The sequence below is a fragment of the Streptomyces showdoensis genome, assembly GCF_039535475.1.
Classification (GTDB): Bacteria; Actinomycetota; Actinomycetes; order Streptomycetales; family Streptomycetaceae; genus Streptomyces; species Streptomyces showdoensis.
In genome coordinates this window covers 1,020,740-1,046,860 of sequence record NZ_BAAAXG010000026.1, presented here as the reverse complement: position 1 = coordinate 1,046,860, position 26,121 = coordinate 1,020,740, and the positions used below count along the sequence as shown (strand labels likewise).

The window sequence follows — 26,121 nt, the reverse complement described above, 5'->3', positions numbered from 1 at the left end:
TCCCCTTCGCCTGCCGCCTACCGGCACACCGCGAGCGCGTCCAGGGCCACCGCGCCCTGTCCCCGCGGCAGCACCATCAGCGGGTTGATGTCCAACTCGGCCAGATCGCCGTCCAGTTCGAGCGCCATGCGCTGCACCCGCAGCACCACCTCCACCAGCGCGTCCACGTCCGCCGGCGGCGCCCCCCGCACCCCGTCGAGCAGGGCCCGGCCGCGCAGTTCGCCCAGCATGTCCCGGGCCTCCCGCTCGCCGAACGGCGGCACCCGTACCGCCGCGTCGTTCAGCACCTCCACCAGGACGCCGCCGAGCCCGACCGTGACCGTCGGCCCGAAGAGCGAGTCGTGGGTCACCCCGACCACCATCTCCACCCCGCGCCCGACCATCTGGCAGACCAGGACGCCGTCCAGGTCGATGCCCTCGTAGCGGGCGATGTCGGTCAGTTCGCGGTACGTGTCGCGGATCTGGCTCGCCGAGGTCAGCCCGACCTTCACCAGGCCCAGCTCCGTCTTGTGGGCCAGCTGCGCGCCCGAGGCCTTCATGACCACCGGGTAGCCGACCAGGCCCGCCGCCCGCACGGCCGCCGCCGCGCTGGTGACCAGCTGCTCGCGCGGCACCCTGATCCCGTACGCCCGCAGCAGCTGCTTCGCCGCGTGCTCGCTCAGCCGGTGGCCGGGCCGCATCAGGGCCTGCGCCTTGCGGAAGGAGGGGGACGGGGTGCGCGGGGCCTCGTCGAAGGGGGAGCGGTAGCCGGCGGTGAAGCGGTGGTGGTCGAGGTAGGCCTTCACCGCGCCGATGCAGTTGCCGAAGGTGCGGAAGGTGGCGACCCGCGAGGAGCCGAGCAGCGTGGTGCGGTAGGCCTCCTCGGTGCCGACCGGCGAGCCCCACACCACGCAGACCAGCTTGTCCGTCGCCTCGGCCGCGTCCACCAGGTCCTGCGCCAGCTTGTCGCTCATCGGGGGGAAGGGGCCGGTGATCGGACAGATCAGCACCCCCACCTCCGGGTCGGCGAGGATCGAGTCGATGATCTTCCGGCCGCGCCAGTCGCCCACCGGGTGCCCGCCGTTGTCGACCGGGTTGGCCACGCTCAGGTACGGGGGGATCCACTGGTGCAGCTCGTCCTGCCGGGCCTGGGAGAGGGTGGGCAGCTTGAGCCCCGCCGCCGTGGCCAGGTCCGAGAAGTGCGCGCCGGTGCCGCCGGAGATCGAGTAGACGACCACCCCGTCCGCGACCGGCTTGCGGGCCCGGGCCAGCAGCGCGGCGGTGTCCTGGAGCTGGTCGAGCCCGTCGACCCGGATCACCCCGAACTGCCGCATGGCCGCGTCGACGACCTGGTCCGCCCCGGTCAGCTTGCCGGTGTGCGAGGCGGCCATCCGGGCCCCGGCCTCCGTGCGGCCCACCTTCACCGCGACGACCGGCACCCCGCGCCGGGCGGCCTGGTCGGCGGCGAGCAGGAAGGAGCGTCCGTCCTTGAGCCCCTCCACGTAACAGGCGATGGCGCCGACCTCGGGCCGGTGCGCGAAGTACGAGAGGAAGTCGGCGGTCTCCAGGTCGGCCTCGTTGCCGGTGGGCGCCCAGTGCGAGAGCCGGACACCCAGCTCCTGCATGGTGAAGACGGGCCGGCCCTGGTGCCCGGACTGGGTGATGAGGGCGACGGCGGGTCCGTCGAGGTCCTCGCGGAAGCGCTCGAAGGCGTTGAGGTTGGTGTTGGGGCCGAGCAGCCGCAGCCCCGAGCGGCCCACCGCGGCCGCCAGGCGCTCCTGCGCGGCGGCACCCTCCTCGCCGGTCTCGGCGAAGCCGGACGCGAAGGCGACGGCGAACCGCACCTTGGCCTCGGCCAGTTGCTCGATCACGGGCAGCGGGTCGGCCACCAGGAGCACGGCGAGGTCGACGTTCACGCCGAGCGCGCCGAGTTCGCCGACGGACGCGACGCAGTCGATGCCGAAGACCGAGGTGCGGGTCGGGTGCACCGGCACCACCCGTGCCCCGACCCGCCCGGCCCAGTCGAGGAGCTGGCGGGTGATCCCGGTGTTGGGCCGGCCCTCGGCGTCGGAGGCGCCGACGACGGCCACCACCTCGGGCCGGAAGAACCGGTCGAGCTCGGGCACGGACGCGTGCAGCGGGCGCCCGCTGACGTCCGTATCGCCCTCGACGGCGGTGACGCCGTGCACGGCGACCCGGGTGGGCTGCTCGCCGCAGGCGACGACGCGAGCGCGGAGGTCTGTGGTGAAGGTGCCGTGAGTCGATCCAAGCATCGTGGTAGCTCCGCCCGTCCGTCCGCTCGTCCGCGTGTGCTGTTTCCGGCCGTTCCCTTCTCTGACGCACAGTCAGATTACAGAACTGACGGTAAGTCAGGAATGGCCGTGCAGCGAACTGTCGTGGGGAAGGGGGATCTTCGCGGTGCGGGAGGTGCCGTCGGGCGCCTCTCGCGGGGGCGCCTCCCGCACCGCGGAGCCCGCCGAGTCCGTCCCCTGGCGCCCCGCCGCGCCGCCGCGCCTGCTACCGGGATCGAGGGCGGGCCCGCTACCGGGCCCGCTGCCGGGCGATCCGCCGGGCGATCCGCTCCGCGTCGAGCGCCATCTCCCGGAACATCCCGCTGATCGGATTCGTGAACCCCGTGAAGTAGAGCCCCGGCACCCCGTCCGGGCACCGCGCCCCCCGCGCCACCGGACGGCCGCGCTCGTCGAGCACCCCGAGGTGGCCGAGCAGGGGCTCGAGGGCGCGCTCGTAGCCGGTGGCGGCGACCACCGCGTCGGGAGTGATCCGGGAGCCGTCGGCGAGGACGACCCCGTCGCCGTCGAAGGAGGTCACGGCGGCCACCGGCTCCACCTTCCCGGCCCGCACGGCCGCGACCAGGCCCACGTCCTGCACCGGGATCGCGCCCTGGCGCACCCGGGAGTAGAGGCCTCCCTCGGGGCGGGGCAGCCCGTACGCCGAGAGGTCGGCCGTGATGAACCGGCCGAGCAGCCCCGTGGCCCGGTCCACCAGGCCCGCCGGGAGCCGCCGCACGAGGATGCCGGTGCGCTGGCTGGGCCAGCCGGCCGTGGAGCGGCGGACGATGTACGGGGCGGTGCGCACGGCCAGCCGCACCCGGGCGGCGCCGCCCTCCGCGAGGTCCGCGGCTATCTCGGCGCCGGTGTTGCCGACGCCGACGACGAGGACGTCCCGGCCCTCGTACGGCCGGGGGTCGCGGTAGGCGCTCGCGTGGACGAACTCGCGGCCGGGGGTGCCGGCGTAGGCGTCCAGGCCGGGCCAGTCGGGCACCCGGGGCGTGTGGTTGTAGCCGGTGGCGACGACCACGGCGCTGCCGACGAGCCGGCGCCCGCCGGTCGCGTGCAGCACCCAGTGCCCGTCGGCGTCGGCGTCCGGGCGCTTGCGCGACCGCTTGCGGCCGCCCGCGCCCGGGTCCCCGTCCCCGCCCGCGCGCGCCCGGGCCTCCTCCCGCTCGATCCGGGTGACCTCGACCCCCGTCACGATCTCCAGGTCGTGGACCTCGGCGTACTTCTCCAGGTAGCGCACCACGTCCGCGCGGGCGACCCAGCGTCCGAAGGAGCGGGGGATCTTCAGTCCGGGGAGCGCGGAGAGGCGGCGGGTGGTGTGCAGCCGCAGCCGGTCGTAGTGGCGGCGCCAGGAGGCGCCGACGGCGTCCGACTTCTCCAGGACGACGGCCCGCACGCCCTGCTCGCGCAGGGTGGCGGCGACGGCGAGTCCGCCGGGGCCGCCGCCGATGACGTAGACGGGGTGGGTCTGGGGGGTGGTCATGACCGCTGAGCGTAATGACGCGTACACGCGATGGGTCTCGGTCAAGAGGGGGTTCGGTTGCGAATCGATCACGCGTGCAGAGGTCTTGCGGAGAACCGGCGCCATCCGCTGAACTGACGGCCTGTCAGATTTCATCACCCGAAGGGCGGCGGGGCACATGCGGACGATCTGGCTCACGGGCGCCGAATGGCTCGCCGTCCTCCGTATCGGCCTCGGCCTGTGGTGGCTGGAGAGCTGGCGGCACAAGGACAAGAAGGGCTGGTTCGAGCGGGGCACGGGCATCGCCTGGGCCGCGGACGTGGCGGGCAGGCACAAGTGGCCGCCGGTGAAGAAGGGCTTCGACGCCGTCGTCGCCCCGCGCCCCAGGCTCATGGCGTACGTCGTCGTCTACGCCGAACTCGCCCTCGGCCTCGGCCTGATCTCCGGCCTGCTCACCCCCGTCGCCCTGGTCGGGGGGCTGCTCCTCAACCTCCTGTACCTCACCCTGATGATCCACGACTGGGCCGAGCAGGGGCAGAACGCGATGATGGCGCTGATCTCCCTGGTCGCCCTCTTCGCCGTGTCCTGGCAGACCTGGTCCCTCGACCACGCGATCGGACTCTTCTGATGACGGCCACCCCGGATGTCGACGCCTTCACCCGCACCTACTGGGACGCCGCCGCCGAAGGCCGCCTGCTGCTCCGCCACTGCGCCGGCTGCGACCGCGCCCACCACTACCCGCGCGAGTTCTGCCCGTACTGCTGGGGCGAGTCCGTCGCCTGGCGCCCGGCGAGCGGCCGCGCCACCCTCTACACCTGGTCCGTCGTCCACCGCAACGACCTCCCGCCCTTCGGCGAGCGCGTGCCGTACGTGGCGGCGGTCGTCGACCTCGCCGAGGGCCCCCGGATGATGACCGAGGTGGTCGACTGCCCGGAGGCGGACCTGCGCATCGGCATGGACCTGGACGTCGCCTTCCGCCCGGAGGGCGACGTCCGGGTGCCGGTGTTCACACCCCGACGGTCGTGACCCGCTGTCCGCAGAGCTTGACCATGTCGTCGACGTCCGAGGTCACGACGATCCTCGGGCCGGGGTAGCCGAGGGCGGTGGCGGCGACGACGGAGTCGATCGCGTACTTGTGGCCGTGCAGATGCGCGTTGCGCAGGAGATCGAGCGCCCGCCACGAGATCTCGTCGGTGACGGGGACGACCTCCAGGCGGGAGACCTCCCATCGGAATCGGTCCATGCGCGTCCGCGGGTTCCAGGCCTCGAGCAGGGTCAGGTTGCTGAGGGCGACGAGTGTGTCCTTCGACTGGGCGGTCCGCACCAGGCCGACCACCTTGGGGTCGTTCGAGAGGTACTTGCCCAGCCCCCGGGAGTCCAGCAGGAGAACGCCGTGGGCCAACTGGCTTCGCGTGCGTGTCACCGCTTCTCCTCCCCGGGCTCCAGCCGGGCGGCCTGCTCCTCGGCTTCGCGGAAGATCGCCGCGGCCCAGTCCTGGATCTCCTGGGTGGGAGGGCCGATCTCGGCCTCCTTGGCCCGGAGCGACTCCTCCAGCAGGTCCCGTTGTATCTGCCGTTCGACCGCCGCGCTGACGTAGGCGGAGAAGCCGCGCGCGCCCACGCGCGCCTTCACCGCCGCGACGCGACCTGCCGGCATGGAAACGCTGACCTTCTGGGCGGGGCCCTCATCCGGCCCGTACTCCGCCTGAGACTCCATGGAGCGAGAGTGGCAAAGCGAGTGGCAATTCAGGGTCGGATCCGCTCCACCGGCACCCACAGCTGGGAGTCCGTGTCCGTGCCGATCTCCACCGGCACGGTCCGCAGCAGTTCCGGGCCCGGGCGGCTCGCGTACGGGTTGGAGGGGAACCACTGGGTGAACACGGCCCGCCACAGCTCCTGGAGTGCGCTCGGGTAGGGCCCGTGGTCGTCGAAGACCGCCCAGGTCCCCGCCGGCACGTCGAGGGCTTCGAGCCCCTCGGCGGCCGCCCCCGGGCCCGCCACCACACCGATCCAGTAGTCCAGCTCGGTGCCCTCCTCGCGGCTGTCGGACAGGTGGACCGCCGCCGACAGCACGCCCGCCGGCTCCCCGTCGGCCACCCCCTTCATCGCGCCGATCGCCCGCTCGTCCAGGCTCGCCACGAGCGCCGCCCCGGCCGGGTTCACCCCCTCGTGGACCAGGGGGATCCGCGCCTTCCTGCCGAGGAACCGGAACGCTTCCTTCTCGACGATGCGGTACCGCATGGTGCTGCTCCCTTCGATGACGACCCGGAAGGACATCCGCGGCTGCGCCGTGAGCACCGCGCCGGTGCGCCGCGCCTCCCCGGGCCCCACCCCGTGCACCGCGCGGAACGCCCGCGCGAACGCCTCCCCGGAGCCGTAGCCGTAGCGCACCGCCACGTCGAGCAGCGTGCGCTCCCCGCCGATCACCTCGGCCCCGGCCAGCGTCATCCGCCGGCGCCGCACGTACACGGAGAGCGGCATCCCGGCGAGCGCCGAGAACAGGCGCCGGAAGTGGTACTCCGAGGTCATCGCGATCCGGGCCGCCTCGGCGACGTCGAGCTCGCGGTCGAGGTGCGCCTCGACGTATTCGAGAGCCCGGTTCAGGTCGTCCAGCACGGGTGGGTGTCCTTCCCTCTGATGCCTCCACCGTAGGAATCACCACCCTCCCAGGACCCGACGAACCGTGCCCGGAAAGGTCGGGAGGGCCGGGAGGGCCGGGAGGGCCGGGAGGGGGCCGGGGCAGCGAAGTGTGCCCCCGCGCACCTGACGCCGGCCGGGGCCCGGCCGGTAAGCAGGAGGGGCCACCCGTCAGCCCCGCCCCGCAGAATCGAGACACCTCATGTCCGCCCGAGACACCCGGGACTCCCGAGCGGCCCACCCCGCCGCCCCCGACCGCACCCCGCCCCGCCGCACCGGAGCCGCGCCCCAGCCCCTGCTGGCCCTCCAGCGCAGCGCGGGGAACGCCGCCGTCGTCCAGTTCCTCCGCCAGGCGGGCCACGCGGAGGCCCAGGAGCCCGTCGTCGTGCAGCGCGCGGGCGGCAAGGACAAGGACAACGGCGAGGGGTCCTCGGGCGGCGACCGGAAGGGGAAGGCGGTGAAGAAGGACAACGGCAAGGGGGAGGAGGAAGAGTCGGCGTCCGCGCAGGGCGAGCACGTGTTCAACGCGCTGGACGACCTCGCGAAGGAGTTCGCGGGCGCGATGATGAAGGCCCTCGGCGAGCGCGCGGGGTTCATCCAGGGCAACCGCAAGTCGCTCTCGGAGACCCAGCGCACCAGGTCGGCGGGGATCGGCACGGTCAAGGACGCGATCAACCACCTGAGGACGTCCGCCACCGAGGCCGGCACGTCCCGTGACCACGCCCGGTTCCGCTCCGCCTCGCACGGCGGCCCCAAGGGCAAGGACGGCGACCAGAACTCGCAGGACTACGGGCAGTACAAGAGGGACGTCATGGCCGCCCTGGGGACCTGCGGTACGCGGGAATGGCGCGACGCCGCCGAGCTCAGGGCCCTGCAGGACCGGCTGATGGACACCATCTACGACGGCGCCGCGGCCGACGTTCTCAGGAACGAGGACCTGGTCGGCGGGACGAAGGGCAGCAGCGTCGGGAAGAAGCGGACGAACACCGCCGACCAGCAGGCCTTCGACCGGTGGGTGACCGACACGTCCACCCTCATGACGAACCTCTTCCGGGAGATGGTGACGACCGCGAACCAACTGCACGCCGTGCTGCGGCAGACCCGCCGGGGCGCCCTCGGATACTCGGACAACGACCCCGACCTCTCGGGCACGGACGCCGAGCCGGACTCCGACCCGGAGGAGTAGCCGCCGGCGCCGCGCTTGCGCTTGCCGCAGCGTCAACTCCTACGGTCGTGGTGTGGGGGCCGGAGACACCGGCCCCGGCGACGGAAGGACACCACCATGGCCTGGTCGATCGCGGACGTGGCCCGGATGTCCGGGGTGACCTCCCGGACCCTGCGCCACTACGACGAGATCGGCCTGCTGCCCCCCGCGTGGACCGGCTCCAACGGGCACCGCATGTACGAGCGGGACGACCTGCTGCGGCTGCAGCAGATCCTGCTCATGCGGGAGCTAGGCCTGGGCCTCAAGGAGATCCGCGCGGTCCTGGACAGCCAGGTCGACCGGGTGGCCGTCCTCCGCGAGCACCACGAGCGGCTGCTCGCGGAACGCGAACGCCTCGGGACGCTCGCCCGGACGGTCGCCCGCACCATCACCGAACTGGAGGAGGACGCCCCCATGGCGCAGATCAACCGACCCGAGAACCTCTTCGAGGGCTTCGAGCCGGACCCCGAGATGGAGGCCGAGGTACAGGAGCGCTGGCCCGCGGCCTACGAGCAGTCCCGGCAGGCGACGGCGGGCATGACCCCCGCGGACATGGAGCACTGGCAGCGCGAGGTCACGGCCCAGATGATCCGCCTCGCGGAGTTCATGACCGCCGGCACGCCCGTCGACGACCCGGCCGTCCAGGCCGAGATCGACGCCCACTACCGCAACGTGAGCCGGTTCTGGACGCCGAACGCGGAGGCGTACAAGGGCCTGGCCCTGATGTACGTGGAGGACCCGCGCTTTCGCCGGAACTACGAGCGGATCGCGGCCGGTCTTGCCGAGTATCAGCGCGATGCGATGGCTGTCTACGCGGACACCCGGCTGAGCTGAGCCGGCGACGGGGGCGGCACGGCCCCGGGGCGCCCCGGGCAGAATCGCCGCCATGCGCATCGTCATCATCACCGCCGGTTCCCGGGGCGACGTCGCCCCCTTCACCGGCCTCGGCCGACGCCTCCGGGACGCCGGCCACCAGGTCGCCGTCGCCGCGCACGGGTCCTTCGCCCCGCTCATCGGCGGCTGCGGGCTCGACTTCCGTCCCGTCCCCGGCGACGCGCAGCAGCTCATCCGCGACTGGTCGCAGGCCGCCTCGCGGGCCGAGGTCCAGGCGCTGACCAGGGCGTACGCGGACGGGATCGCCGACGGGGTGGCGGACGCCGTGTCGGGCGGGGCCGACCTGCTGCTCACCCCCTTCGGCCCGGCGCCGCTCGCCCGCGCGGCCGGCGAGGCGCACGGCGTCCCGGTCCTCGGCACCTACCTCACCCCGTCCTTCGCCACCGCCCGCTTCCCGCTGCCCAACGCCCGCGACCTCTCCCGGGGCAACCTCGCGGCCGGGCAGGACGTGGTGCGGCGCGCGGAGGGGGCGTTCGCGGGGGCGGTGACCCGGCTCCGCACCCGCCTCGGCCTGCCGACGGGGCCCGGAACCGCGACCGGGGCGGGGACCGGGGCCTGGGCGGACACCGGGGGCCTCCGGCCGCCCGTCTTCCACGGCTACAGCCCCCTCGTACTGCCCCGCCCCGACGACTGGCCCACCGGTGTCGGGGTGTCGGGCTACTGGTGGCCCGCCCGCCCCGACGGCTGGCGGCCCCCGGCCGAGCTGGCCGACTTCCTCCAGGCGGGCCCGCCCCCGGTCTTCCTCGGCTTCGGCAGCATGGCGCCGGGCGAGGGGGAACGGCTCGGCGACCTGGTCACCGCGGCGGTCCGCCGCGCGGGCGTCCGCGCGGTCGTCCAGGCGGGCTGGGCCGGGCTGCACGCCCTCGGCCCCGACGTCCTGCCCATCGGCGACGTCCCGCACGACTGGCTGTTCCCGCGCACCGCCGCCGTCGTGCACCACGCGGGCGCGGGCACCACCGGCGCCGCCCTGCGCGCCGGCGTCCCCGCCGTCCCGGTCCCCGTCATGGCCGACCAGCCCTTCTGGGCGGACCTGCTCCACGCCCGCGGTGTCGCCCCCCGCCCCCTCCCGTACGCGGAACTCACCGCCGAGAACCTGGCCGACGCGATCACGACCTGCCTCACCGACCCGACGTACCGCACCCGCGCGACACAACTCGCCCAGGGCATCGCGACGGAGGACGGCGCGGGGGCGGTCCTGTCCCACATCGGGCGGGCGGCCTGAGCCGGACCTGCGACCGACCGGCACCGCGTTCACGGCACGAAGACGACCCCCGTCACGCGTCCGGCCCGGTCGACCTGGACGTCGAGCCTCATGGGCAGGAGAACGCCGTTCGCGTCGTGGCGGCGCCGGCTGGTCGTCCAGCCGAGTTCCGCCTTCTCGTCGACCTTCGTGGTCCTCGGCCGAGCACCGCGCAGTCCCCATGCGGCGTGGCGAGCGGCGTACGTCCTGGCGACCTCCTGCGCCTGCTGCCCGCCGGAGGGGGAGACGTTGACGCCGGGGAGCGGGTAGCCGCTCGGCTCGCCCGTGCTCGACATGTCGAGATAGGCCTGGAACGTATCCCGGCCGGGCCAGCGGAGCTCGGCGGAGCCGCCCCCGACGAACTGGGCCATGACCGTGCCGGTGCCGTCCGGTCCGGCCGCGAAGTCGACGCGGCTGACCTCGTAGTACCCGTCGAAGGACTCGTCCACGGCCGCACGGATCGCCGCTTCCTGCGCGGCGTCCGCCCGCCCGATCCCGAGAGTCCGGTCCACGACCTGCGGCTCGATGGCGAGGCCCCAGACCAGGGCGAGCCCGGCGACCAGGGAGACGGCCGCCCAGGTGTTCCGAGTGCGCCAGACGTGGAGGAACCCGGCACGCGGCCTTTCCAGGGCAGTGATGCCCCAGCCGACGCATGCGCCGACGACCACGCCCAGGGAGTTCATCAGCAGGTCGCTCGAATCGCAGCCCCGCCCCAGGAAGGTGAGCGAGCCCTGCAGGGTCTCGATCGAGAAGGTGAGCAGGATGCCGAACGCGAGGGTGCCGAGGACCTTCCGGGTCGCGAGCACGCCCAGCAGCCCGACCGGGAGGAACAGCCCGGCGTTGAGGAGGCTCTGGTCGGTGGTGAAGGGCTCGATGAGGTCGCGGTTGACGACGCACATCCGCGGCTGATGGACAGGCGAGCCGGTCGACCAGAGCGTCAGACTGGTCACGGCGGCCACGGACGCCCCGAACAAGCCCTTGAGGGCACGGTGCCCGGCTTCACGCGGGGACTGCTTGTAGACGACGAAGCCGACCGTTGCCGACAGCAGGGTCGCCAGGGCGATGAACATCCCGTGCCCTTTGAAGACGGCGTACAGCACCTGACCACTCGCTTCGACCCGTGCGGACGGGAGCCCGGGCGGGCACGGACCCCCGGCGTCCTCTTCTAGGCCGCGTCCAGTGTCGGGTAGTCGGTGTAGCCCGCCGCCCCGCCCGTGTACATCAGGCCACCGTCCCGTACCGCGTTGATCGGGGCGCCCGTGCGCAGGCGGGTCACCAGGTCCGGGTTGGCGAGGAAGGAGCGGCCGAGGGAGATCAGGTCGGCGCCGGCGGCCAGGAGGCGTTCGGCCGCCGCGCGACCGCCGTCGGCGGGCAGCGGGCCGCCCCAGCCGAGGACCGGGTTGGCGATCAGCGCGCCCGGCCAGGCCTTCCGGATCTCCTGGAACAGCGGCTGCTCCGGGTCGGCGAAGACGACGTGCAGGTACGCGAGCCCCCGGTCGGCCAGGGCGGCGACGAGGGCCGGGTAGATCGCCTCGGTGTCGCCCTCCTCGATGCCGTTCACGCCGACCCCGGGGGAGACGCGCACCCCGACCCGCTCCGGCCCGATCGCCTCCGCGACCGCCGTCACGACCTCCACCGCGAAGCGGACGCGGTTCTCGACCGTGCCGCCGTACCCGTCCGTCCGCAGGTTCGTGTTCTTCGCCAGGAACTGGTGGATCAGGTACCCGTTGGCCGCGTGCACCTCCACCCCCTCGAAGCCCGCGTCGACCGCCCGACGCGCGGCGGCGGCGAAGTCGGCCACGGTCGCCCGGATCTCGTCGACGGTCAGCTCGCGCGGCGCGACTGCCTCCCGCGGCCCCTCGGCGGTGTGGATGTGCTCCGGCAGCGCCACCTCCGAGGGCGCGACGGGCACGGCCCCGCTCGTGTCGGGGTGGCCGACCCGCCCGCCGTGCTGGAGCTGTACGAACATCCGCCCGCCCGCGTCCCGTACCGCGTCCGTCACCCGCCGCCACCCCGCCACATGGGCGTCCGTGTAGAGGGCGGGGATGTTCGCGTACGTCCGGCCGACGGCGTTCGGCGTCGTCGCCTCCGCGATGATCAGACCGGCCGTCGCGCGCTGCGCGTAGTACGTGGCCATCAGCGGCGTCGGTACCCCGTCGGCCGCCGCGCGGTTCCGCGTCAACGGCGCCATGACCAGCCGGTTGGCGAGGGGGAGGGGGCCGAGGCGGGTGGCTTCGAAGAGGCGGGATCCGCTCGTGTTCTGCGTCATGCCGGTACCGTAGATCCTGACATCAATGTCAGATTCAAGCGTGAACGAGGCGTACGGGGGCGGCACATGAGGATCGGTGAACTCGCACGGCGGGCCGGCGTGAGCGAGCGCTCCCTGCGCTACTACGAGCAGCAGGGCCTGCTCCGCTCCGAGCGCACCCCCGGCGGCCACCGCGCCTACGGCGAGTGGGCGGTGGACCGCGTCATCCGCGTCCAGGCCCTGTACGCGGCCGGCCTCAGCAGCAAGAAGATCGCCGTCCTCCTCCCCTGCATGCGCGACGCCGACGGCGGCCCGACCGAGCACACCACCGGCGAACTCGTCGACGAGCTCATCGTCGAGCGCGACCGCATCGACCGCATGATCCTCGACCTCGTCCGGTCCCGTGACGTCCTGGACGAGGTCATCGACGCGGCGACCGTCAGGGTCTGACGCCGGCCCGCGCCAGGATCTCCGGCGCGGCCTCCGCGAGCGTCCCGAAGTGGCGCTGCGAACCCTCGGCGGGCGTCGGGGTGTTGACGGTCCAGACCGTCATCCCGGCCGCCCGCCCCGACCGCACACCCGACGGCGCGTCCTCGATCACCAGGCACTCGGCCGGGTCCGCGCCCAGGATCTCGGCGGCCCGCAGGTACGGCACGGGCGACGGCTTCCCCTCGCTCACCGAAGCCGCGTCCACGATCAGCTCCGGCAGCGGAAGCCCGGTCCGCTCGAACCGGCCCCGCACCCGGTGCTCGTAGTTCGACGTGACGAGCGCCCAGCGCCCGGTCGGCAGCGCGGCGAGGAGCTCGGCGGCGCCGTCGAAGGCCGCGTACGTGCCCGTCCGCACGTCCTCGTCCTCCAGTGCGTGCAGCAGCGCCAGGCACTCGGCCGGATCCGCCCCGGGCACGACGGCGGCGAAGGTCTCGACGGGCCGCGTCCGCAGCGCCACCGCGTACACCTCGTCCCCGTCGAGCCCATACCGACCGGCCCACTCGTGCCAGACGCGCCGCTGGTTGGCGACGGCGTCCATGAGGGTGCCGTCCACGTCGAAGAGGATGGAGTCCTTGCTGGTCACGCGCCCGATGCTACGACCACGAACGCGGCCCAGGACGCGGGGGTCACGGCGAGCTGAGGGCCGTGGGGGTCCTTGGAGTCGCGGATGTGGACGGCGGTGGGGTGGGCGGCGACCTCGACGCAGTTGCCGCCCTCGCCGCCGCTGTAACTGGACTTGCGCCAGTCGTAGGCGACCTCGACGCAGTTCCCGCCCTCGGAGCTGCTGTAGCTGCTCTTGAACCAGGCCAGACCCTTGGTGTTCATAGTTCTCCCAGCAGTTTTTCGATCCAGTCGATGGACTCCCGAGGAGGGAGAGCCCGCGCCCGGATGATCCCATAGCGCTCCGCGTACTGGCGCACGAGTTCGGGGTCGGTGATCAGCCGGGCGTGACCGTAGATCTCGGTGTACGCGACCTCTCGCCGACCTCTGGGAGTAAGAAGGGTGAACGCTCCGTCCAGGTAAGGGTGTTCCTGGCCATCTAAGGGCATGATCTGCAGCTCGACGGTCCGTCGTCGAGCCACGTCCAGGATGCGGCGGAGCTGTTCGCGGTGGACGTCCGGCCCGCCGAACGGGCGAAGCAGGACGGCGGCCTCCAGGACGAAGCTGATCGTCGGGGTGGGCCACTTGTCCAGGATCGCTTGGCGGGAAATCCGGTCGGCGACGCGCTTCTCGATTGTCTCCTCGTCCAGCATGGGGCGCCGGTTCTCGAACAGGAAGCGCGAGTACGACGGTGTCTGCAGGACGCCCGGGACTGCCTGCACCTCGTAGTAGTGCAGAGCCACTGCCTCCGCCTCCGCCTTGGCGAAGTCCTGGAACCAGTCCGGGTGCCGCACCCTCGCCCGCGCCAACGCCTCCCGCACGTCGTCCACGGCCGCGATCAGCACCCCGTCCGCCCCCAGCACCGGATCCGCCCGCACCAGGAAGTCCGGCTGCGGCGTCCGCACCCCCCGCTCCACCGACGACACCAGGTCCTCGCTACAGTGCGTCGCCTCCGCGAGCTCCGCCTGGCTCAGGCCCGCGTTGCGGCGCAGCACCTTGATGATTTTGCCCAGCGCCCTGAACAGGTGCGCCGTACCGTCGACTTCGGAGGGCCTTTCCGGCCGCTCCTCCTCGTTCACCGACATCCGTACCGCCCTCTTGGCGTGCTCGTACCGCTACTCAGCGTCGTGGTGTCGCCCCTGGTCAGGGTAGGGGCGGGCGTCCAGGCTCGGGGTCATGACGACGGAAATGACCTCCTCCGCCACCCCAACCGGTGAGTCGGGTGGCGAGTTCGCGCAACGCTTCTCCGCCACGCACCGGGGCGCGCGTCTGGCGCGGCTGCTCGCGGTGCAGCAGTTGCGCGACTGGGGGGTGACGGCGACGGACGCGGCGGAGCTGGTGGTGGCCGAGCTGGCGAGCAACGCGGTGACGCACGGGCGGGTGCGGGGGCGGGACTTCGAGTTACGGCTGGTGCTCGCGGGCGACCACGTCCGGATCGAGGTCTCGGACGCCCGCGCCGAGCGCGAGCCGGCGCCCGACCCGTACCCCGACGAGCACGGCTACGGGCTGCTGCTGGTCGGCGCGCTCGCCACGGCGTGGGGCGTGAAGGGCCGGAGCGTCGGCAAGACGGTGTGGGCGACGGTCCGCATCTGAGGTGCGCGGCGGCTACCTCAATTCTTCCTCTGAGGATCGAGGGTTTCCTCGACCGGTCCGACGGGCGCGGTTACCTTCTGCTCATCGATCTTGTTTCGGGGGGAACTGTGAAGACGACCGATCGGCGTACCAAGATCTTCGTGGCGGCCGCGGCCCTGGCGCTCCTGGCGCTCTCTGCGACCGGGTGCACGGAGGGTGCGGCGAAGGGGGCCGCCCCGTCGGGGAAGGCGTCGGCGAAGGCCTCGGCTCCGGCGAAGGCGGCCGGGGTCGAGAGCGAGCAGGAGCAGGGGCAGCGGGCCAAGGCCGCGCTGGAGCCGCTCGATCCGGACGAGATGCTCGAACCGAATGGGCCGCGCTTCGTCGAGTCCGGGCTGGACCGGGTCGTGGAGGGCGTGCACCACCTCTCCCGGCTCAAGGCGGGCAAGGACTACCAGGTCTTCGTGGCCTGCGTGGGCAAGGGGACCGTCAAGATCGTCCTGGCCGGCCAGGCGCCGAGGACCGCGGCCTGCGACGGGCGGCCCGTGGGTGAGTCGGTCCGGAACGCGCCGGAGGAGCTGAGGCTCGACATCACCGCGGTGGGCGGAGCGACCGGCATGGTCGCGTGGCAGCTCCACGCGCTCACGCCGGACGGCGGGACGCGGGTCCAGTGACGTTTCTCTGGTGAATGCGCTACGCCTGGAGAGTGAGTAAAGCAGGCGTATCGGAAACTTCTCGGATCTCTCAGGAAATCATCAGGTTTTGGTAAAGGGCCGTCGTGTTGCGGCCCCCTGCCTCTTCCGATTTCCCCGAGATGACCAGGAGTCAGGCGTTGACCAGTTACGGAAACCTGCTGCGCGAACAGATCGCCGCACCCGGGACCACGCCCCTCATCGGCGTGTACGACATGTACTCGGCGTCGGTCGCGGCCGACCACTACGACGGCATGTTCGTCTCCGGGTTCGGCTTCGCCGCCTCGTACTACGGGCTGCCGGACATCGGGTTCATCGCCTGGCCCGACATGGTCGCGTTCGTGCAGCGGCTGCGCGGCGCGTTCCCGAAGCAGCACCTGCTCGTGGACATCGACGACGGCTACGTCGACCCCGAGGTGGCCTGCCACGTCGTCCAGGGCCTGGAGCGGATCGGGGCCTCGGGGGTCATCCTGGAGGACCAGAAGCGGCCGCGCCGGTGCGGGCACGCGGACGGCAAGCAGGTGCTGCCGCTGGACGAGTACCTGGCCAAGCTGGAGATGGTGCTCGCGACCCGGCGGGACATGGTCGTCGTGGCGCGTACGGACGCCACGGACGAGGCGGACATCCTGCACCGGGCCGAGACCCTCGCCGCGACCGACGCCGACGTCGTGCTCGTGGACGGGGTGCGGAGCGTGGAGTGGATCCGGCGCATCCGGGAGGTCGTGAACGGCAAGCCGCTGCTCTTCAACCAGATCGCCGGCGGAAAGTCCCCGCGGCTCTCGCTCGGCGAGCTCTCCGAGCTCGGCGTCGACGTGGCGATCTACAGCACCCCGTGCCTCTTCGCCGCGCACCAGGCCATGGACTCGGCGCTCTCCGAGCTGAAGCGGGCCGACGGGCGACTGCCGTCCTTCGACCCGGCCGACGGGGTCGGCGTCGCGGCCTCGACCCGGCTCCTGGAGCGGAACATCGCCCGCCACCACGACGCCCCCGAGCGGGTGGGGGTGTGATCCCCCGGCCGCGAAGGGCGCTCCCCAAGGCGCTCGGGCTGGCCGCCGTCCTGCTCGCGGCGGGCGCCGCGCCCGCCGCCGCGGGCGGCAGCCTGGTCACCGTCATCGACAACTCCCACGCCGACTCGGTGCTGGAGGTCGACCGGTCCGCCAACCTCCAGCACGGCGGCAGCGGCGTCGTCGGCAGCGACCAGGACGGCAGCGCGGTCGACGCGATCCAGGCGCTGATGGGGTCCGTCGGGGCCGGGCACGAGGACTGAGGAACGACGAGCGGCCGGACACCGCCCTCGTGGTGTCCGGCCGTTCCGTCACGTCGTGCGGTGCCCGGGGATCAGTCCTCCGACAGGTCGGCCCTGCCGTCCTCGCCCACCTCGACCGGCTCCGGGTCCTCCGCGACGCGGTGCGTGACGGAGGCGTCGGCGGACTCGGGGGCGGTGGCCTGGGCCGTCTGCGCGGCGAAGCCGAGCGCCGCGCCGGTCAGGGCCAGGGCGGAGACGAGCACACGGGGGAGGGTGGTGAGGTTCATGCCCGGCCAACGGTCCGGTGTTCCCGCAGGTCACGGACAGTGACCCGGGAGAGGGAGGGGCGCGCGGCGGGGGCGCGGGCGCCCTCAGCGCCGCTCGACCACGCCCCGTACGTACGAGGCCTGCCCCGCGTGCTGGTTGTCGTCGGTGAGCACGCTGACCAGCCGGACGCCCAGGGTCACCGGCGGGTCCCAGCGGGTGTCGACGATCCGGTCGAGGTCCGCGGCGGTGACGGAGCCGACGTGGGCGAGGGTGTGGGTGTGGACCGCGTCGTAGTAGGCGAGGAGCAGGTGCGCGGGGGCGCGGACGGCGGCGACCTGCTCGCGGGAGTGGCCGTAGCCGGTGTCCGGCTCGGGGAAGGGCAGGCCGAAGCGGGCGGCCCAGCCCTCGGTGTGCCAGATCTGTTCCGTGCCGAAGGCGTCGGCGATGTGGTCGTCCTGGATGCGGGTCAGGTGCCACACGAGCCACGCGATCGAGTTGGCGTCGGCGTCGACCCGTACCGTCAGGTCGTCCTCCGACAGGCCCTCGACGGCCTCGTGCACGGTCTCCTGGATCCGGGCGAACGCGTCGAGCAGCAGGTCGGAGCTTTTCATGGGGCCAGCCTTCCGGTCCGGCGGCGCACGGCCCGGCCCCGACCGGCGCCGTACGGGCGGATTTCACCCGAACGGCGTCCGGCCGGGCGGCTCAGGCCGTGCAGCCCGCGGCCTTCTGCGCCGCCGGGAAGTAGGCGGCCATGAAGCGGGTCAGGGCCTCCTTGCGGGCGGCGGCGTCGCCGCCCGCGGTGCTGAAGCGCTCGGCGCGGGAGACGAAGACGGCCTTCCGCGAGCCGACCGCGCACGCGCGCGCCGCGCTGACGAGGGTGTCCGTGGCACGGCCCGCGTCGCCGATCTCCACCGCGGTTCCGTTCGCCATCTGCCACTTCCAGGTGGACCGGTAGTCCAGGGTCGCGGGGCCCGTCGTGTTCTCCAGGGCCAGGATCCGCTTGCCGTCCACCGACACCGCGCAGCCGGCCCCGCCGGAGGCCGCGCCGGCGAGGGAGACGGCGACCTCCTCGCCCGGGACGAGCAGGGGCTTGAGGACCTCCGGGTCCACGGAGACCCCGCACAGCGCCGTCGGAAGCTCCGGTGGCTTCGGATCCGCCCCCTTGGAGCAGCCCGCCGCCGCGAGCACCGCGACCGCCGCCAGCACCGCCGGCGCGCCGCGCCTCACTGGTCGCCCGCCAGGCCCTTGGCGCGGCTGTTGCCGTTCAGGGCGGCGAGGTTGATCTCGTTCTCCAGGGTGTACGCGTTGTTGGTGCCGCCCGGGTTGGCCTTCGCCCACTCCTGCGACAGGGCCCGCAGCTGGTTCTCCCGGAAGTCGAAGGTCTTGCCGTTCTGCTCCTGGATCCCCTTCTCGATGCGGGCCTGCTCGTCGAGCTGCCACTGGTAGGCGAGGGCGTCCACGCCGCGCTGGGCGGCGTCACCGACCACCGGGATGAAGTTCACCGCCCCGCCGAAGCCGTGGTACAGCCACTTGGCGTTCCAGGACGGGTCCTCCTTGTCCGTCTTCAGCGCCTGGTAACGGGCCTCTTCGAGGAAGCCGACGGTGGCGCCGCCGCGCTGGAGGGTCTCCTTCGGGTCGCTCGGGTGGTCGCCGTGGATGTCGTTGAGGATCTCCCGGTTCATCGCCTCGTTGAGCATGCCGTAGGCGTCCTGGTCGCGGGAGATCTGCTTCGTGACCTCCAGGAGCTGCTTGCGGTCCAGCTGGCGCGGGTCCTGGGCGTCGTCCGAGAGCGAGCTCGCCGAGTGGTGGACGACGTCGCTGTGGCGGGACAGGACCTTCGCCATGTCGTCGCGCATCTCCGGCGGGAAGTCGTCGCCGCGCCCGGACAGGTACTCCAGGGAGCGGTCCAGGACCCGGCGGTGGTCCGGGGTGAGGTCGACCTGGGGGGCGTTCGGGTCGTTCGGGTTCATGCCGGTGGCGGCGGCGGCCAGGGCCTGGCCGGTGGCGTCGAAGGCCGAGTTGCCGTCCTTGCGGTTCAGCGGGGTGTCGTCGAAGGTGTGCCGGTCGCCGAGGACGTACCGGGCGTTGTCGTCGGGCCGGGTGGCGTTGAAGAACTCGGTGGCCGCGTCCGGGCTGGCGGCCAGGCCCTTCATGAAGCCGGTCATCGGGTCGCGGCCGAAGTCCTCGCCGATGAAGTTCATCTTCGGCATCGGCGGGGCGCCCGCGTTCCAGTAGTGGTCGGGCAGCTTCATCTTCTTCTCGGTCGCGACGAGCGCGTTGCCGTAGTCGTTGAGGAAGCGGTCGTCCCAGTCGCCGGTGCGCATCAGGTTGCTCATCAGCTGGTAGCCGTAGACGTGGGCGCCACGGGTCTGGATGCGCTCCTCGCCCAGCTTCACCATGTCGTTCTCCCAGGTGCGCATGGCGGGGCTGTCCGACTGGGTCGCGCCGGCCAGGACCAGGGAGAGGTTCTGCTGGAAGTCGCCGAGCTCCTTGAGGCGGGCGCGCTGGAGGGTGCCGCCGTCGGACGGGTCGGAGAGGTCCGCCCAGAAGTCGAGGACCCCGCGCGGGCCGAGGGTGGTGGCCAGCTTCTCCTGGAAGAGCCGGTCGTCCTTGTAGGCGGCCAGGTCCTTGTTGAGCCGGTCGAACTCCTCGGGGGAGAGGTCGTCGCCCTTGGTCTTGAGCAGGTTCGCGATCCGCTCCGCGTCCTGCATGGCCTGCGCCGCGCGGTCCCGGTCGTAGTAGGCGGCGTCCGAGAAGCCGTACGGGGTCCGGGAGACCAGCATGGTCAGCGCCTGGGCGGCGGTGCCGTCGCTCTCGGTGGCCTGCTGGAGGATCTTCTGGACCTCGTTGCGCAGGCTGATCGCGTCGGCCTCGGTGTGCTCCGGGACGGTGGTGCCCTTGGCGGCCCGGTCGGGGTGGATGTTCATGGTGACGGTGAAGCCGCCGCCGCTCGTCCCCACCACCGTCAGGTTGCGGGTGAGGGCCTGCGTGATCGTCTCGTTGAGCTGCTTCTTGTAGCCGTCGAGTTCGCCGTGGGTGTCGCGGAGGATGTTCGCGATGCTGGTCGCCTGGGTGGCGGCGTCGGCGAACTCCTTGGCCGTCTTGCCTATGAACTCCCGCGTGACGGTGGCGTTCACGCCCTTCCAGTCGGCCTTCCGCGCCGTGCCGCCGAGGTTGTCGCGGGCGTCCGACTCCAGCTCCCACAGCTTCTTCGCCATGGCGTCCCAGTCGCCGGCGGCCGTGCCCAGCTTCGAGAAGTCGGCGAACCTGAGTGCGTCGAGGTCCATCAGTGGCCCGCCCTCTCCTCGAAGCCCTTGTCGAGCTGCTCGTACTTGAAGCGGGTGGCGATCCAGTGCTCGTCCTCCGCGTGCGTCCGCTGCGTGTACTCGAGGTGGTTGGAGATGTGGGCACAGGCGTCGAGCAGCGTGTTGACCTGCTCGTTCCACTTCTCGGCCACGGTGGTGAGGGCCGGCCCGAGCGCGAAGTCCTGCTTCATCGCGGTGCCGGCCTCCTGCGTGCTGGCCTTCGCGTGGTCGCCCTCGGTGCCGAGCCGGGTGTGGAGCTTGAAGGCGGCGTCGCCGACGGCCGCCAGGTCCGTCTGCCCGACCCGCAGATCGCCGCCCTGGGCGGAACCGCCGTCGCCGTCGATGTCGACGTGGGCGAGCTGCATCGCCGCCCGGTCGTCCTGCGTGGCCGACCTGATGCCGGCCCATTCGTCGTCGAATGACACGAGACCCCCGTGTGGTTCCAAGTACCTTCGTGCGCCGGACAGATGTACGGCGCACCGACGTGAGCGCAATCAGCATATTGCTATCGGGAACGCCGTATCAGGCCCTCTCGTAGTGATAGCCCTCTCCGTGGGAGGGCCCCACGTCATGGCGCAGTCCGGTCGGCGTGGCGAGTGCGAAGTAGGTGGGATCGCCGTCCTGGCAGAGGCTGTCGGAGCGGGCCCGGTCCGTGACGGCGGTCCCGAGGTTGATCCGGCGGCCGCCGTCGCTGACGGAGACCAGCCTGGCCACCTGCTCGCAGTGCAGTCCGCTCTGCATGTCGGTGACCAGCTTGGCCGCGATCTGGCCCGGGGCGACCCGGTAGATGTACACGGTGCCCGGCTGGTTGATGTTGAACTGCGCCGTGTACTTCCAGGTGCCGACGAAGGCCGACGGGACGCGGTTGTCCGTGGTGGCCGGGGGCTTGGGCTTGGGGGCGGTGGTGGCGGGCGGCCGGGTCGTCGTACCGCCGGAGCCGCTCGTGGCGGAGCCCCCGGTCGAGCCGCCGGAGGTGCCGGCCGAGGATCCGCCGGACGCGCTGGTCGAGGACCCGCCGCCCGAGGCGCCGCCGACGGCGCCGCCCGAGGCCCCGCCCGAGACCGAGGCGCCCCCGGCCCCGCCGCCGCCCGCCCCGCCCGCCGCTCCCGCGCCGCCCGCCGTGGTGGGAACGCCCGGTGGCGGTACGGCCTTCGTCGGGGCCGGGCCCGTGCTCGGACCGGCCGACGTGGTGCCGGCCGACGGGGTCCCGGTCGACGGGCCGCCCGCCGTCGCCGGGGGCGCGCTGCTGTTCGTACCGGGTGCGCCCTGGAGGTCGCGCTGCCGTGCGCTGTCGTCGATGAGGCGGACCACGGTGCCGCTGATGCCGAGGACGACGAAGACGGCGGCCACGACGGCCCAGACCCGTGAGGCCCGGCGCGGCTCCCTGGCGGCGGTGCCGGTGCTACCGGCGGCGCCTGCGGTCCCGCCGCCCGCCGCGCCTCCGGTGGTCGCGGCGCCGTCGGCCTGCGGGCGCAGGCCCAGGGTGCCGGTGCCGGAGGCCCCCGTGGTCCCGGAGGCCCCGGCGGCGGCCTCGGCGTCCCGGGCCTGGCGGGCCTCCTCGGCCAGCTCCACCGACAGGGCCTCCACGTCGAGCAGCCGGGCGGCCTGGCGGGCGAGCCGGGCGACGAGCGCGGGCGGCAGCCAGGCACCGGAGGCGGCCGCCCCGCGGCCCGCCTCCTCGCCCGGCAGGGCGGGATCGGCGAGCAGCAGGTCGACGCCGGGCCGCTCGGCGGGGTCCTTGGTCAGGCAGCGGGCCAGGAGGGCGCGCAGCGGCTCGGACTCGATCCGGTCGAGCTCCGGCTCGGCCTCGACGATCTGGAACATGATCGCGTGCTGGTTGCTGGCCCCGTGGCCGAACGGCAGCCGCCCGGTGGCCGCGTACATGAGGACGCAGCCGAGCGCGAAGACGTCCGCCGCGGGCCCCAGGGACTCGCCCCGGACCTGCTCGGGGGCCATGAAGCCGGGGGAGCCCACCACCATGCCGGTGCTGGTGAGCAGCGACTCGACGGAGGGCTCCAGGGCGCGCGCGATGCCGAAGTCGATGACCCGGGGGCCCTCGACGGTGAGCATGACGTTGGACGGTTTGAGGTCCCGGTGCAGGATCCCGGCCCCGTGGATGCCCTGGAGCGCCCGCAGCAGGCCGAGCGCGAGGGCCAGCACCGAGTCGGCGGGCAGCGGCCCGTGCTCCCGTACGACCTGCTCCAGGGAGGGGCCGGGGACGAACCCGGTGGCCACCCAGGGCCGTTCGGCCTCGGGGTCGGCGTCGAGGACCGGCGCGGTGTAGTGCTCGCCGACCTTCCGCACCGCCTCGATCTCGCGCCGGAAGCGGGCCCGGAACTGCGGGTCCTGCGCGTGCTCCTCGTGCACGACCTTCACGGCCACGGTCCGCCCGCCCTCGGACCGGGCCAGGAACACCCGCCCCATGCCGCCGGAGCCGAGCCGTCCGAGCAGCCGGTACGGCCCGATCAGCCGCGGATCGCCGGCGGCGAGCGGCTCCATGCCGCTGCCGCCCTTGTCGCGCTTGCCGTTCTCGCTCATGCCGGTCTGACTCCCCCTGGTCGTGACGGTGCCCCGCGGTCGGCCGAACGCGCTCAGATTAGATGAGTACGCGTCAAGTGGACGCCTCGGACGCCCACTTGGTTTCCGGGGGCACCGATCCGCGACCGCGTCGCCCCGAGCCCCCGGTCACCCCCCAGTCGGGTGATCATGATCGAAAGCGTTCAGGAGTCCGCCGGCGGGCGTCCCGCCCGCCACTCCGCCGCCATCGCCTCCACGTCGAACGGCTTCAGGTTCAGCGGCGGCCCCGCGGGCGGCCGGGCCAGGGCGGCGGCGATCTTCGTGTTGATCTCGCCCAGGATCCGGCGCAGCTGCGACTCCGAGACGGCCGCGCGGGCGGCCTCCGCCGCGTCCTCGGCCTGCTTGCGCAGGGTCAGCGACGGGGGCAGCACCGAGGCGCCCTCGCGGTGCATCTTCTGCTTGATCCACCACAGCTCGTCGTACGGCGCGGTGTCGTTCTCCAGCGGTCTGCCGAAGCCCTTCAGGCGGCTGAACTCCCCGCGCTCCGCGGCTCGCGGATCTGCTTGTCCACGAACGACTCGAAGCTGACGCCGGGCGGTTTGCGTTCGGTCATGTGTCCAGCGTACGTACCCGCCGGGCCGTACATGTGGGTGCGGCGGGCTTCTGCGGAGGGCGGAATTCGGGCACGCTGTGCGCGTTCAACGCGCGTCGACCCCTGTCGGTGCCGTCGTGCCCGACCAGCGACACCGTCTACTCCGGCAAGAACGGTCGCGGGGCGTACGTGTCCGCGTACCACCTGTCGCGGTGGGGCGACGGCGAGGCCCGGGACAACGGCGGGGACGTGATCCGGGACCGCTGAGGAACGGCAGGAGCCCCGCTCGTACGCTCGTCACGTACGGAGCGGGGCTCCTTGGGTACAGCTCTAGAGATCGCGATCGTCGACCCGGGTCACTTAGACCGGGGTGACGTTCTCCGCCTGCGGACCCTTCGGGCCCTGCGTGACGTCGAAGTTCACCTGCTGGTTCTCCTCGAGGGAGCGGAAGCCAGAGGCGTTGATCGCGGAGTAGTGGACGAAGACATCCGGGCCGCCGCCTTCCTGGGCAATGAAGCCAAAGCCCTTTTCAGCGTTGAACCACTTCACGGTTCCGGTAGCCATGAGCCCTCCTATGGGCCAAAGGGTCGCCCTGCTCCAGAACCTGCAACCAAGTCTGAAAACTACAAAAGCCTGCGGGTTACATGCTCCGCAGGCTCTGTACTGCAAGGGAAACCAAACTGCAACTTGCGTTGAGCGTAGCACGCAGCGTGGTCGAAGCGGTAGAGGGAAAGATCACGTCACCCGCATGTTTGACGCGCTTCCGATGTGCTGACGCGAGGGTCCTGCCGAGTTCGGACGGATGTCCGATACGGCCCGACGTACGCCCCATGCGTGCCCCGGCGAGGTCCACCGTGCGAGACGGGTCTAGCCTCGCGATGTGGACAATGCAACCGATGACCACCAGCGCCGCCGGCCCCGGGTCGGGCACATCCAGTTCCTGAACTGCCTGCCCCTCTACTGGGGCCTGGCGCGTACCGGAACGCTCCTCGATCTGGAGCTGACGAAGGACTCCCCGGAGAAGCTCAGTGAGCAGCTGGTGCGGGGCGACCTCGACGTCGGCCCGATCACCCTCGTCGAATACCTCCGCCACGCGGACGACCTGGTCGCCCTGCCGGACATCGCCGTCGGCTGCGACGGACCCGTCATGTCCTGCGTGATCGTCTCGCAGCGGCCGCTGGACCGGCTGGACGGGGCCCGGGTGGCGCTCGGCTCGACCTCGCGCACCTCCGTGCGCCTGGCGCAGCTGCTGCTCGCCGAGCGGTACGGGGTGCGCCCCGACTACTACACGTGCCCGCCCGACCTCGGCCTGATGATGCAGGAGGCGGACGCGGCGGTGCTGATCGGCGACGCGGCGCTGCGGGCCTCGCTGCACGAGGCGCCCCGGCTCGGGCTCCAGGTCCACGACCTGGGGCAGATGTGGAAGGACTGGACGGGGCTGCCGTTCGTCTTCGCCGTGTGGGCGGCCCGCAAGGACTTCCTGGCCCGTGAGCCGGAGACCGTCCACGAGGTGCACCAGGCCTTCCTGGCCTCGCGCGACCTCTCCCTGGAGGAGGTCGCGAAGGTGGCCGAGCAGGCGGCCCGCTGGGAGGCCTTCGACGCGGAGCTCCTGGAGCGGTACTTCCGGACGCTCGACTTCCGCTTCGGCCCGGAGCAGCTCGCCGGGGTGCGCGAGTTCGCCCGCAGGACCGGTCCGACGACCGGTTTCCCCGCGGACGTACGGGTGGAGCTGCTCGCGCCCCGGCGCTAGCGCCCGCCGGGGGCCGGGCCGTGCCGGCCTAGGAGGAGGACTCCGAGGAGGAGGGGACCGGTCCCTGCATCTGGCGGCTCAGCCAGGCGATCGATCCCTCGTCCATGCCCTTGATGTAGCTCAGCGCGTTGTGCCCGCCGTTCTGGATGATCTGCAGGTGGGACTTGATCGGGCCCTTGGTGTAGGTCTTGATGAAGGCCTTCAGCTGCGGGGCCAGCCGGGTCTCCTTGGTGCCCAGCTGGAACGCCAGGAAGAGCTCGTCGCCCTTCCTGTCCGGCTTCGCGCCGAGCGCCCGGGCCAGGAGGCGCGGGTCGTTCGCCCGCTGCTCCCGGGCGTGCCCCTTCCACAGCGGCGAGTCCGGGACGAGGTCCGGCCCGGAGGCGATGACGCCCTTGAACCTGTCCGGCTTCTGGAGCACGGACTTGAGGCCCACGAAGCCGCCCGAGGACGAGCCCATGAACGCCCAGCCGTCCCGCGACTTGAACGTGCGGAAATTCGCCCGGACGAAATCCGGGACGTCCTCGGTCAGCCAGGTGCCCATTCGCGGCTGGCCCGGGATATCGCTGCCGTCGTAATAGTGCTTGTCGTCCGGGTTGAGGACGGGCATCACGACGATGAACGGGAGGCTCTTTCCCTCCTCGGACCACCGGGCGATGCTCGACTGGAGTTTGAGGTCGACGCCCATCCAGTAATTCGTCGGATAGCCGACGCCGCCCGGCAGGGAGATCAGGACCGGGAAGCCGCTGTTCGCGTACTTCGGGTCGAAATACTGCTTCGGGGCCCACACCCACACCTTGCCGGTGAAGCCCGACTTCGCCCCGTGGAGTTCGGTGACGCCGATCTTCGTGCCGTCCTCGACGGTGTTGGCGTCGGTGAACTCGGCCCTGGGCCCGGTGGGGAAGACGGTCTCGGGGACGTGGCCCCCCTTGGTCCCGGTGCCCTTCCCGCCCGGCTTGTGCACGACGGTCTGCTGGGGCTTGTCGCTCCGCGGCGTGTCGAAGGAGACCGGGTCGCCCTTGCCGTCCGACGAGCAGCCGGCGACCACGGCCAGCGTGGTCCCGAGGGCGAGGGTGGCCGCGAGGGTGCGGTGGAGGCGGCGGCGACGTGTCATGGCGGGGTCTCCGAGTGCGTTTC

General features: G+C 72.5%; 29 protein-coding genes and 2 pseudogenes. 12 read left to right on the top strand and 19 right to left on the bottom strand.

Features of this window, described 5'->3' with window-relative positions; translation table 11 throughout:
• Positions 1-17: 17 nt before the first annotated feature.
• Together ABD981_RS17460 and ABD981_RS17455 are read right to left on the bottom strand one after the other, a co-directional pair.
• Positions 18-2,252 (bottom strand): acetate--CoA ligase family protein, encoded by a 2,235-nt coding sequence (locus tag ABD981_RS17460; RefSeq protein WP_046906616.1) that lies wholly within the window; start codon positions 2,250-2,252, stop codon positions 18-20.
• Positions 2,253-2,520: 268 nt separating this feature from the next.
• On the bottom strand, positions 2,521-3,759 hold the full coding sequence (locus ABD981_RS17455; protein ID WP_046906617.1) for a flavin-containing monooxygenase: 1,239 nt from the start codon (positions 3,757-3,759) through the stop codon (positions 2,521-2,523).
• A gap of 157 nt (positions 3,760-3,916) precedes the next feature.
• Between ABD981_RS17455 and ABD981_RS17450 the strand changes: the two genes are divergently transcribed.
• Both ABD981_RS17450 and ABD981_RS17445 read left to right on the top strand, forming a co-directional pair.
• Positions 3,917-4,366 (top strand): DoxX family membrane protein, encoded by a 450-nt coding sequence (locus ABD981_RS17450; protein WP_046906618.1) that lies wholly within the window; start codon positions 3,917-3,919, stop codon positions 4,364-4,366.
• Positions 4,366-4,764 carry a Zn-ribbon domain-containing OB-fold protein gene (locus ABD981_RS17445; RefSeq protein ID WP_046906619.1) on the top strand — a complete coding sequence of 133 codons (399 nt, stop codon included), beginning with the start codon at positions 4,366-4,368 and terminating at the stop codon, positions 4,762-4,764. Before ABD981_RS17450 ends, ABD981_RS17445 begins: the two co-directional genes overlap by 1 nt.
• On the opposite strand, the gene ABD981_RS17440 is transcribed toward ABD981_RS17445, so the two are convergent.
• The 3 genes from ABD981_RS17440 to ABD981_RS17430 form a co-directional block, all read right to left on the bottom strand.
• Complete coding sequence (locus ABD981_RS17440) at positions 4,745-5,161, bottom strand: PIN domain-containing protein (RefSeq protein ID WP_046906620.1); 417 nt, start codon at positions 5,159-5,161, stop codon at positions 4,745-4,747. The genes ABD981_RS17445 and ABD981_RS17440 overlap by 20 nt on opposite strands.
• Entirely contained in the window at positions 5,158-5,394 is a 237-nt protein-coding gene (locus tag ABD981_RS17435; protein WP_240495138.1) for a CopG family transcriptional regulator, read from the bottom strand. The genes ABD981_RS17440 and ABD981_RS17435 overlap by 4 nt, the downstream gene beginning before the upstream one ends.
• Before the next feature lie 89 nt (positions 5,395-5,483).
• The gene (locus ABD981_RS17430) at positions 5,484-6,353 is read right to left on the bottom strand and encodes an AraC family transcriptional regulator (RefSeq protein WP_046906622.1); all 870 of its coding nucleotides are present in this window, start codon (positions 6,351-6,353) and stop codon (positions 5,484-5,486) included.
• A 223-nt stretch (positions 6,354-6,576) separates the two neighbouring features.
• On the opposite strand from ABD981_RS17430, the gene ABD981_RS17425 reads away from it, so the two are divergent.
• The 3 genes from ABD981_RS17425 (at position 6,577) to ABD981_RS17415 (ending at position 9,694) form a co-directional block, all read left to right on the top strand.
• Positions 6,577-7,560, top strand: a complete 984-nt coding sequence (locus ABD981_RS17425; protein ID WP_046906623.1) for a hypothetical protein — start codon at positions 6,577-6,579, stop codon at positions 7,558-7,560.
• Positions 7,561-7,656: 96 nt separating this feature from the next.
• The gene (locus ABD981_RS17420; protein WP_046906624.1) at positions 7,657-8,412 is read left to right on the top strand and encodes a MerR family transcriptional regulator; all 756 of its coding nucleotides are present in this window, start codon (positions 7,657-7,659) and stop codon (positions 8,410-8,412) included.
• Positions 8,413-8,464: 52 nt separating this feature from the next.
• On the top strand, positions 8,465-9,694 hold the full coding sequence (locus ABD981_RS17415) for a glycosyltransferase (protein ID WP_046906625.1): 1,230 nt from the start codon (positions 8,465-8,467) through the stop codon (positions 9,692-9,694).
• 29 nt (positions 9,695-9,723) lie between these two features.
• Here the strand turns inward: ABD981_RS17415 and ABD981_RS17410 are convergent, their stop codons facing one another.
• Together ABD981_RS17410 and ABD981_RS17405 are read right to left on the bottom strand one after the other, a co-directional pair.
• The gene (locus tag ABD981_RS17410; RefSeq protein ID WP_131723841.1) at positions 9,724-10,782 is read right to left on the bottom strand and encodes a VanZ family protein; all 1,059 of its coding nucleotides are present in this window, start codon (positions 10,780-10,782) and stop codon (positions 9,724-9,726) included.
• Between the two features lie 95 nt (positions 10,783-10,877).
• The gene (locus ABD981_RS17405) at positions 10,878-11,981 is read right to left on the bottom strand and encodes an alkene reductase (protein WP_046906626.1); all 1,104 of its coding nucleotides are present in this window, start codon (positions 11,979-11,981) and stop codon (positions 10,878-10,880) included.
• 66 nt (positions 11,982-12,047) lie between these two features.
• Between ABD981_RS17405 and ABD981_RS17400 the strand changes: the two genes are divergently transcribed.
• Positions 12,048-12,410: a MerR family transcriptional regulator gene (locus ABD981_RS17400; RefSeq protein WP_046906627.1), complete on the top strand. Its 363-nt coding sequence runs from the start codon at positions 12,048-12,050 to the stop codon at positions 12,408-12,410.
• Here ABD981_RS17400 and ABD981_RS17395 read toward each other — a convergent pair.
• From ABD981_RS17395 to ABD981_RS17385, 3 genes are read right to left on the bottom strand one after another with little or no spacing between them, the layout of a single operon-like run.
• Complete coding sequence (locus tag ABD981_RS17395; protein WP_046906628.1) at positions 12,400-13,032, bottom strand: HAD-IA family hydrolase; 633 nt, start codon at positions 13,030-13,032, stop codon at positions 12,400-12,402. The two genes, ABD981_RS17400 and ABD981_RS17395, sit on opposite strands and share 11 nt — an antisense overlap.
• Positions 13,029-13,274, bottom strand: coding sequence for a DUF397 domain-containing protein (locus tag ABD981_RS17390; RefSeq protein ID WP_046906629.1), 246 nt, complete (start codon positions 13,272-13,274; stop codon positions 13,029-13,031). The genes ABD981_RS17395 and ABD981_RS17390 overlap by 4 nt, the downstream gene beginning before the upstream one ends.
• Positions 13,271-14,134 carry a helix-turn-helix domain-containing protein gene (locus ABD981_RS17385; protein ID WP_046906630.1) on the bottom strand — a complete coding sequence of 288 codons (864 nt, stop codon included), beginning with the start codon at positions 14,132-14,134 and terminating at the stop codon, positions 13,271-13,273. Before ABD981_RS17385 ends, ABD981_RS17390 begins: the two co-directional genes overlap by 4 nt.
• 91 nt (positions 14,135-14,225) lie before the next feature.
• Here ABD981_RS17385 and ABD981_RS17380 point away from each other — a divergent pair, with 91 nt between their 5' ends.
• The 4 genes from ABD981_RS17380 (at position 14,226) to ABD981_RS17365 (ending at position 16,577) form a co-directional block, all read left to right on the top strand.
• Entirely contained in the window at positions 14,226-14,642 is a 417-nt protein-coding gene (locus tag ABD981_RS17380) for an ATP-binding protein (RefSeq protein ID WP_046906631.1), read from the top strand.
• A 107-nt stretch (positions 14,643-14,749) separates the two neighbouring features.
• On the top strand, positions 14,750-15,292 hold the full coding sequence (locus ABD981_RS17375) for a hypothetical protein (protein ID WP_240495139.1): 543 nt from the start codon (positions 14,750-14,752) through the stop codon (positions 15,290-15,292).
• 158 nt (positions 15,293-15,450) lie between these two features.
• A complete protein-coding gene (locus ABD981_RS17370; protein WP_240495140.1) occupies positions 15,451-16,317 on the top strand; it encodes an isocitrate lyase/PEP mutase family protein in 867 nt (288 codons plus the stop codon).
• Positions 16,314-16,577, top strand: a complete 264-nt coding sequence (locus ABD981_RS17365; protein WP_240495141.1) for a hypothetical protein — start codon at positions 16,314-16,316, stop codon at positions 16,575-16,577. Before ABD981_RS17370 ends, ABD981_RS17365 begins: the two co-directional genes overlap by 4 nt.
• Positions 16,578-16,648: 71 nt before the next feature.
• Here the strand turns inward: ABD981_RS17365 and ABD981_RS17360 are convergent, their stop codons facing one another.
• From ABD981_RS17360 to ABD981_RS17330, 7 genes and pseudogenes are all read right to left on the bottom strand, one after another.
• Complete coding sequence (locus ABD981_RS17360; RefSeq protein WP_046906633.1) at positions 16,649-16,843, bottom strand: hypothetical protein; 195 nt, start codon at positions 16,841-16,843, stop codon at positions 16,649-16,651.
• Positions 16,844-16,927: 84 nt separating this feature from the next.
• On the bottom strand, positions 16,928-17,434 hold the full coding sequence (locus tag ABD981_RS17355) for a mycothiol transferase (RefSeq protein WP_046906634.1): 507 nt from the start codon (positions 17,432-17,434) through the stop codon (positions 16,928-16,930).
• A 91-nt stretch (positions 17,435-17,525) separates the two neighbouring features.
• Complete coding sequence (locus ABD981_RS17350; protein ID WP_131723842.1) at positions 17,526-18,050, bottom strand: hypothetical protein; 525 nt, start codon at positions 18,048-18,050, stop codon at positions 17,526-17,528.
• Positions 18,047-20,110 (bottom strand): hypothetical protein, encoded by a 2,064-nt coding sequence (locus ABD981_RS17345; RefSeq protein WP_046906635.1) that lies wholly within the window; start codon positions 20,108-20,110, stop codon positions 18,047-18,049. Before ABD981_RS17345 ends, ABD981_RS17350 begins: the two co-directional genes overlap by 4 nt.
• Positions 20,110-20,553: a hypothetical protein gene (locus tag ABD981_RS17340; RefSeq protein ID WP_123954306.1), complete on the bottom strand. Its 444-nt coding sequence runs from the start codon at positions 20,551-20,553 to the stop codon at positions 20,110-20,112. The genes ABD981_RS17345 and ABD981_RS17340 overlap by 1 nt, the downstream gene beginning before the upstream one ends.
• Before the next feature lie 97 nt (positions 20,554-20,650).
• Positions 20,651-22,666 (bottom strand): serine/threonine-protein kinase, encoded by a 2,016-nt coding sequence (locus ABD981_RS17335; protein WP_345529761.1) that lies wholly within the window; start codon positions 22,664-22,666, stop codon positions 20,651-20,653.
• Positions 22,667-22,848: 182 nt separating this feature from the next.
• Positions 22,849-23,258 (bottom strand): annotated as a pseudogene (locus ABD981_RS17330) (DnaJ family domain-containing protein).
• Positions 23,259-23,387: 129 nt separating this feature from the next.
• Here ABD981_RS17330 and ABD981_RS17325 point away from each other — a divergent pair.
• A pseudogene (locus ABD981_RS17325) lies at positions 23,388-23,504 on the top strand (M23 family peptidase); the annotation flags it as partial.
• Between the two features lie 93 nt (positions 23,505-23,597).
• Here ABD981_RS17325 and ABD981_RS17320 read toward each other — a convergent pair.
• Entirely contained in the window at positions 23,598-23,801 is a 204-nt protein-coding gene (locus ABD981_RS17320; RefSeq protein WP_046908818.1) for a cold-shock protein, read from the bottom strand.
• A 316-nt stretch (positions 23,802-24,117) separates the two neighbouring features.
• Between ABD981_RS17320 and ABD981_RS17315 the strand changes: the two genes are divergently transcribed.
• On the top strand, positions 24,118-24,987 hold the full coding sequence (locus tag ABD981_RS17315) for a menaquinone biosynthetic enzyme MqnA/MqnD family protein (protein WP_046908819.1): 870 nt from the start codon (positions 24,118-24,120) through the stop codon (positions 24,985-24,987).
• Between the two features lie 28 nt (positions 24,988-25,015).
• Here ABD981_RS17315 and ABD981_RS17310 read toward each other — a convergent pair whose 3' ends face one another.
• Complete coding sequence (locus ABD981_RS17310) at positions 25,016-26,098, bottom strand: alpha/beta hydrolase (RefSeq protein WP_046908820.1); 1,083 nt, start codon at positions 26,096-26,098, stop codon at positions 25,016-25,018.
• Positions 26,099-26,121: the final 23 nt, after the last annotated feature.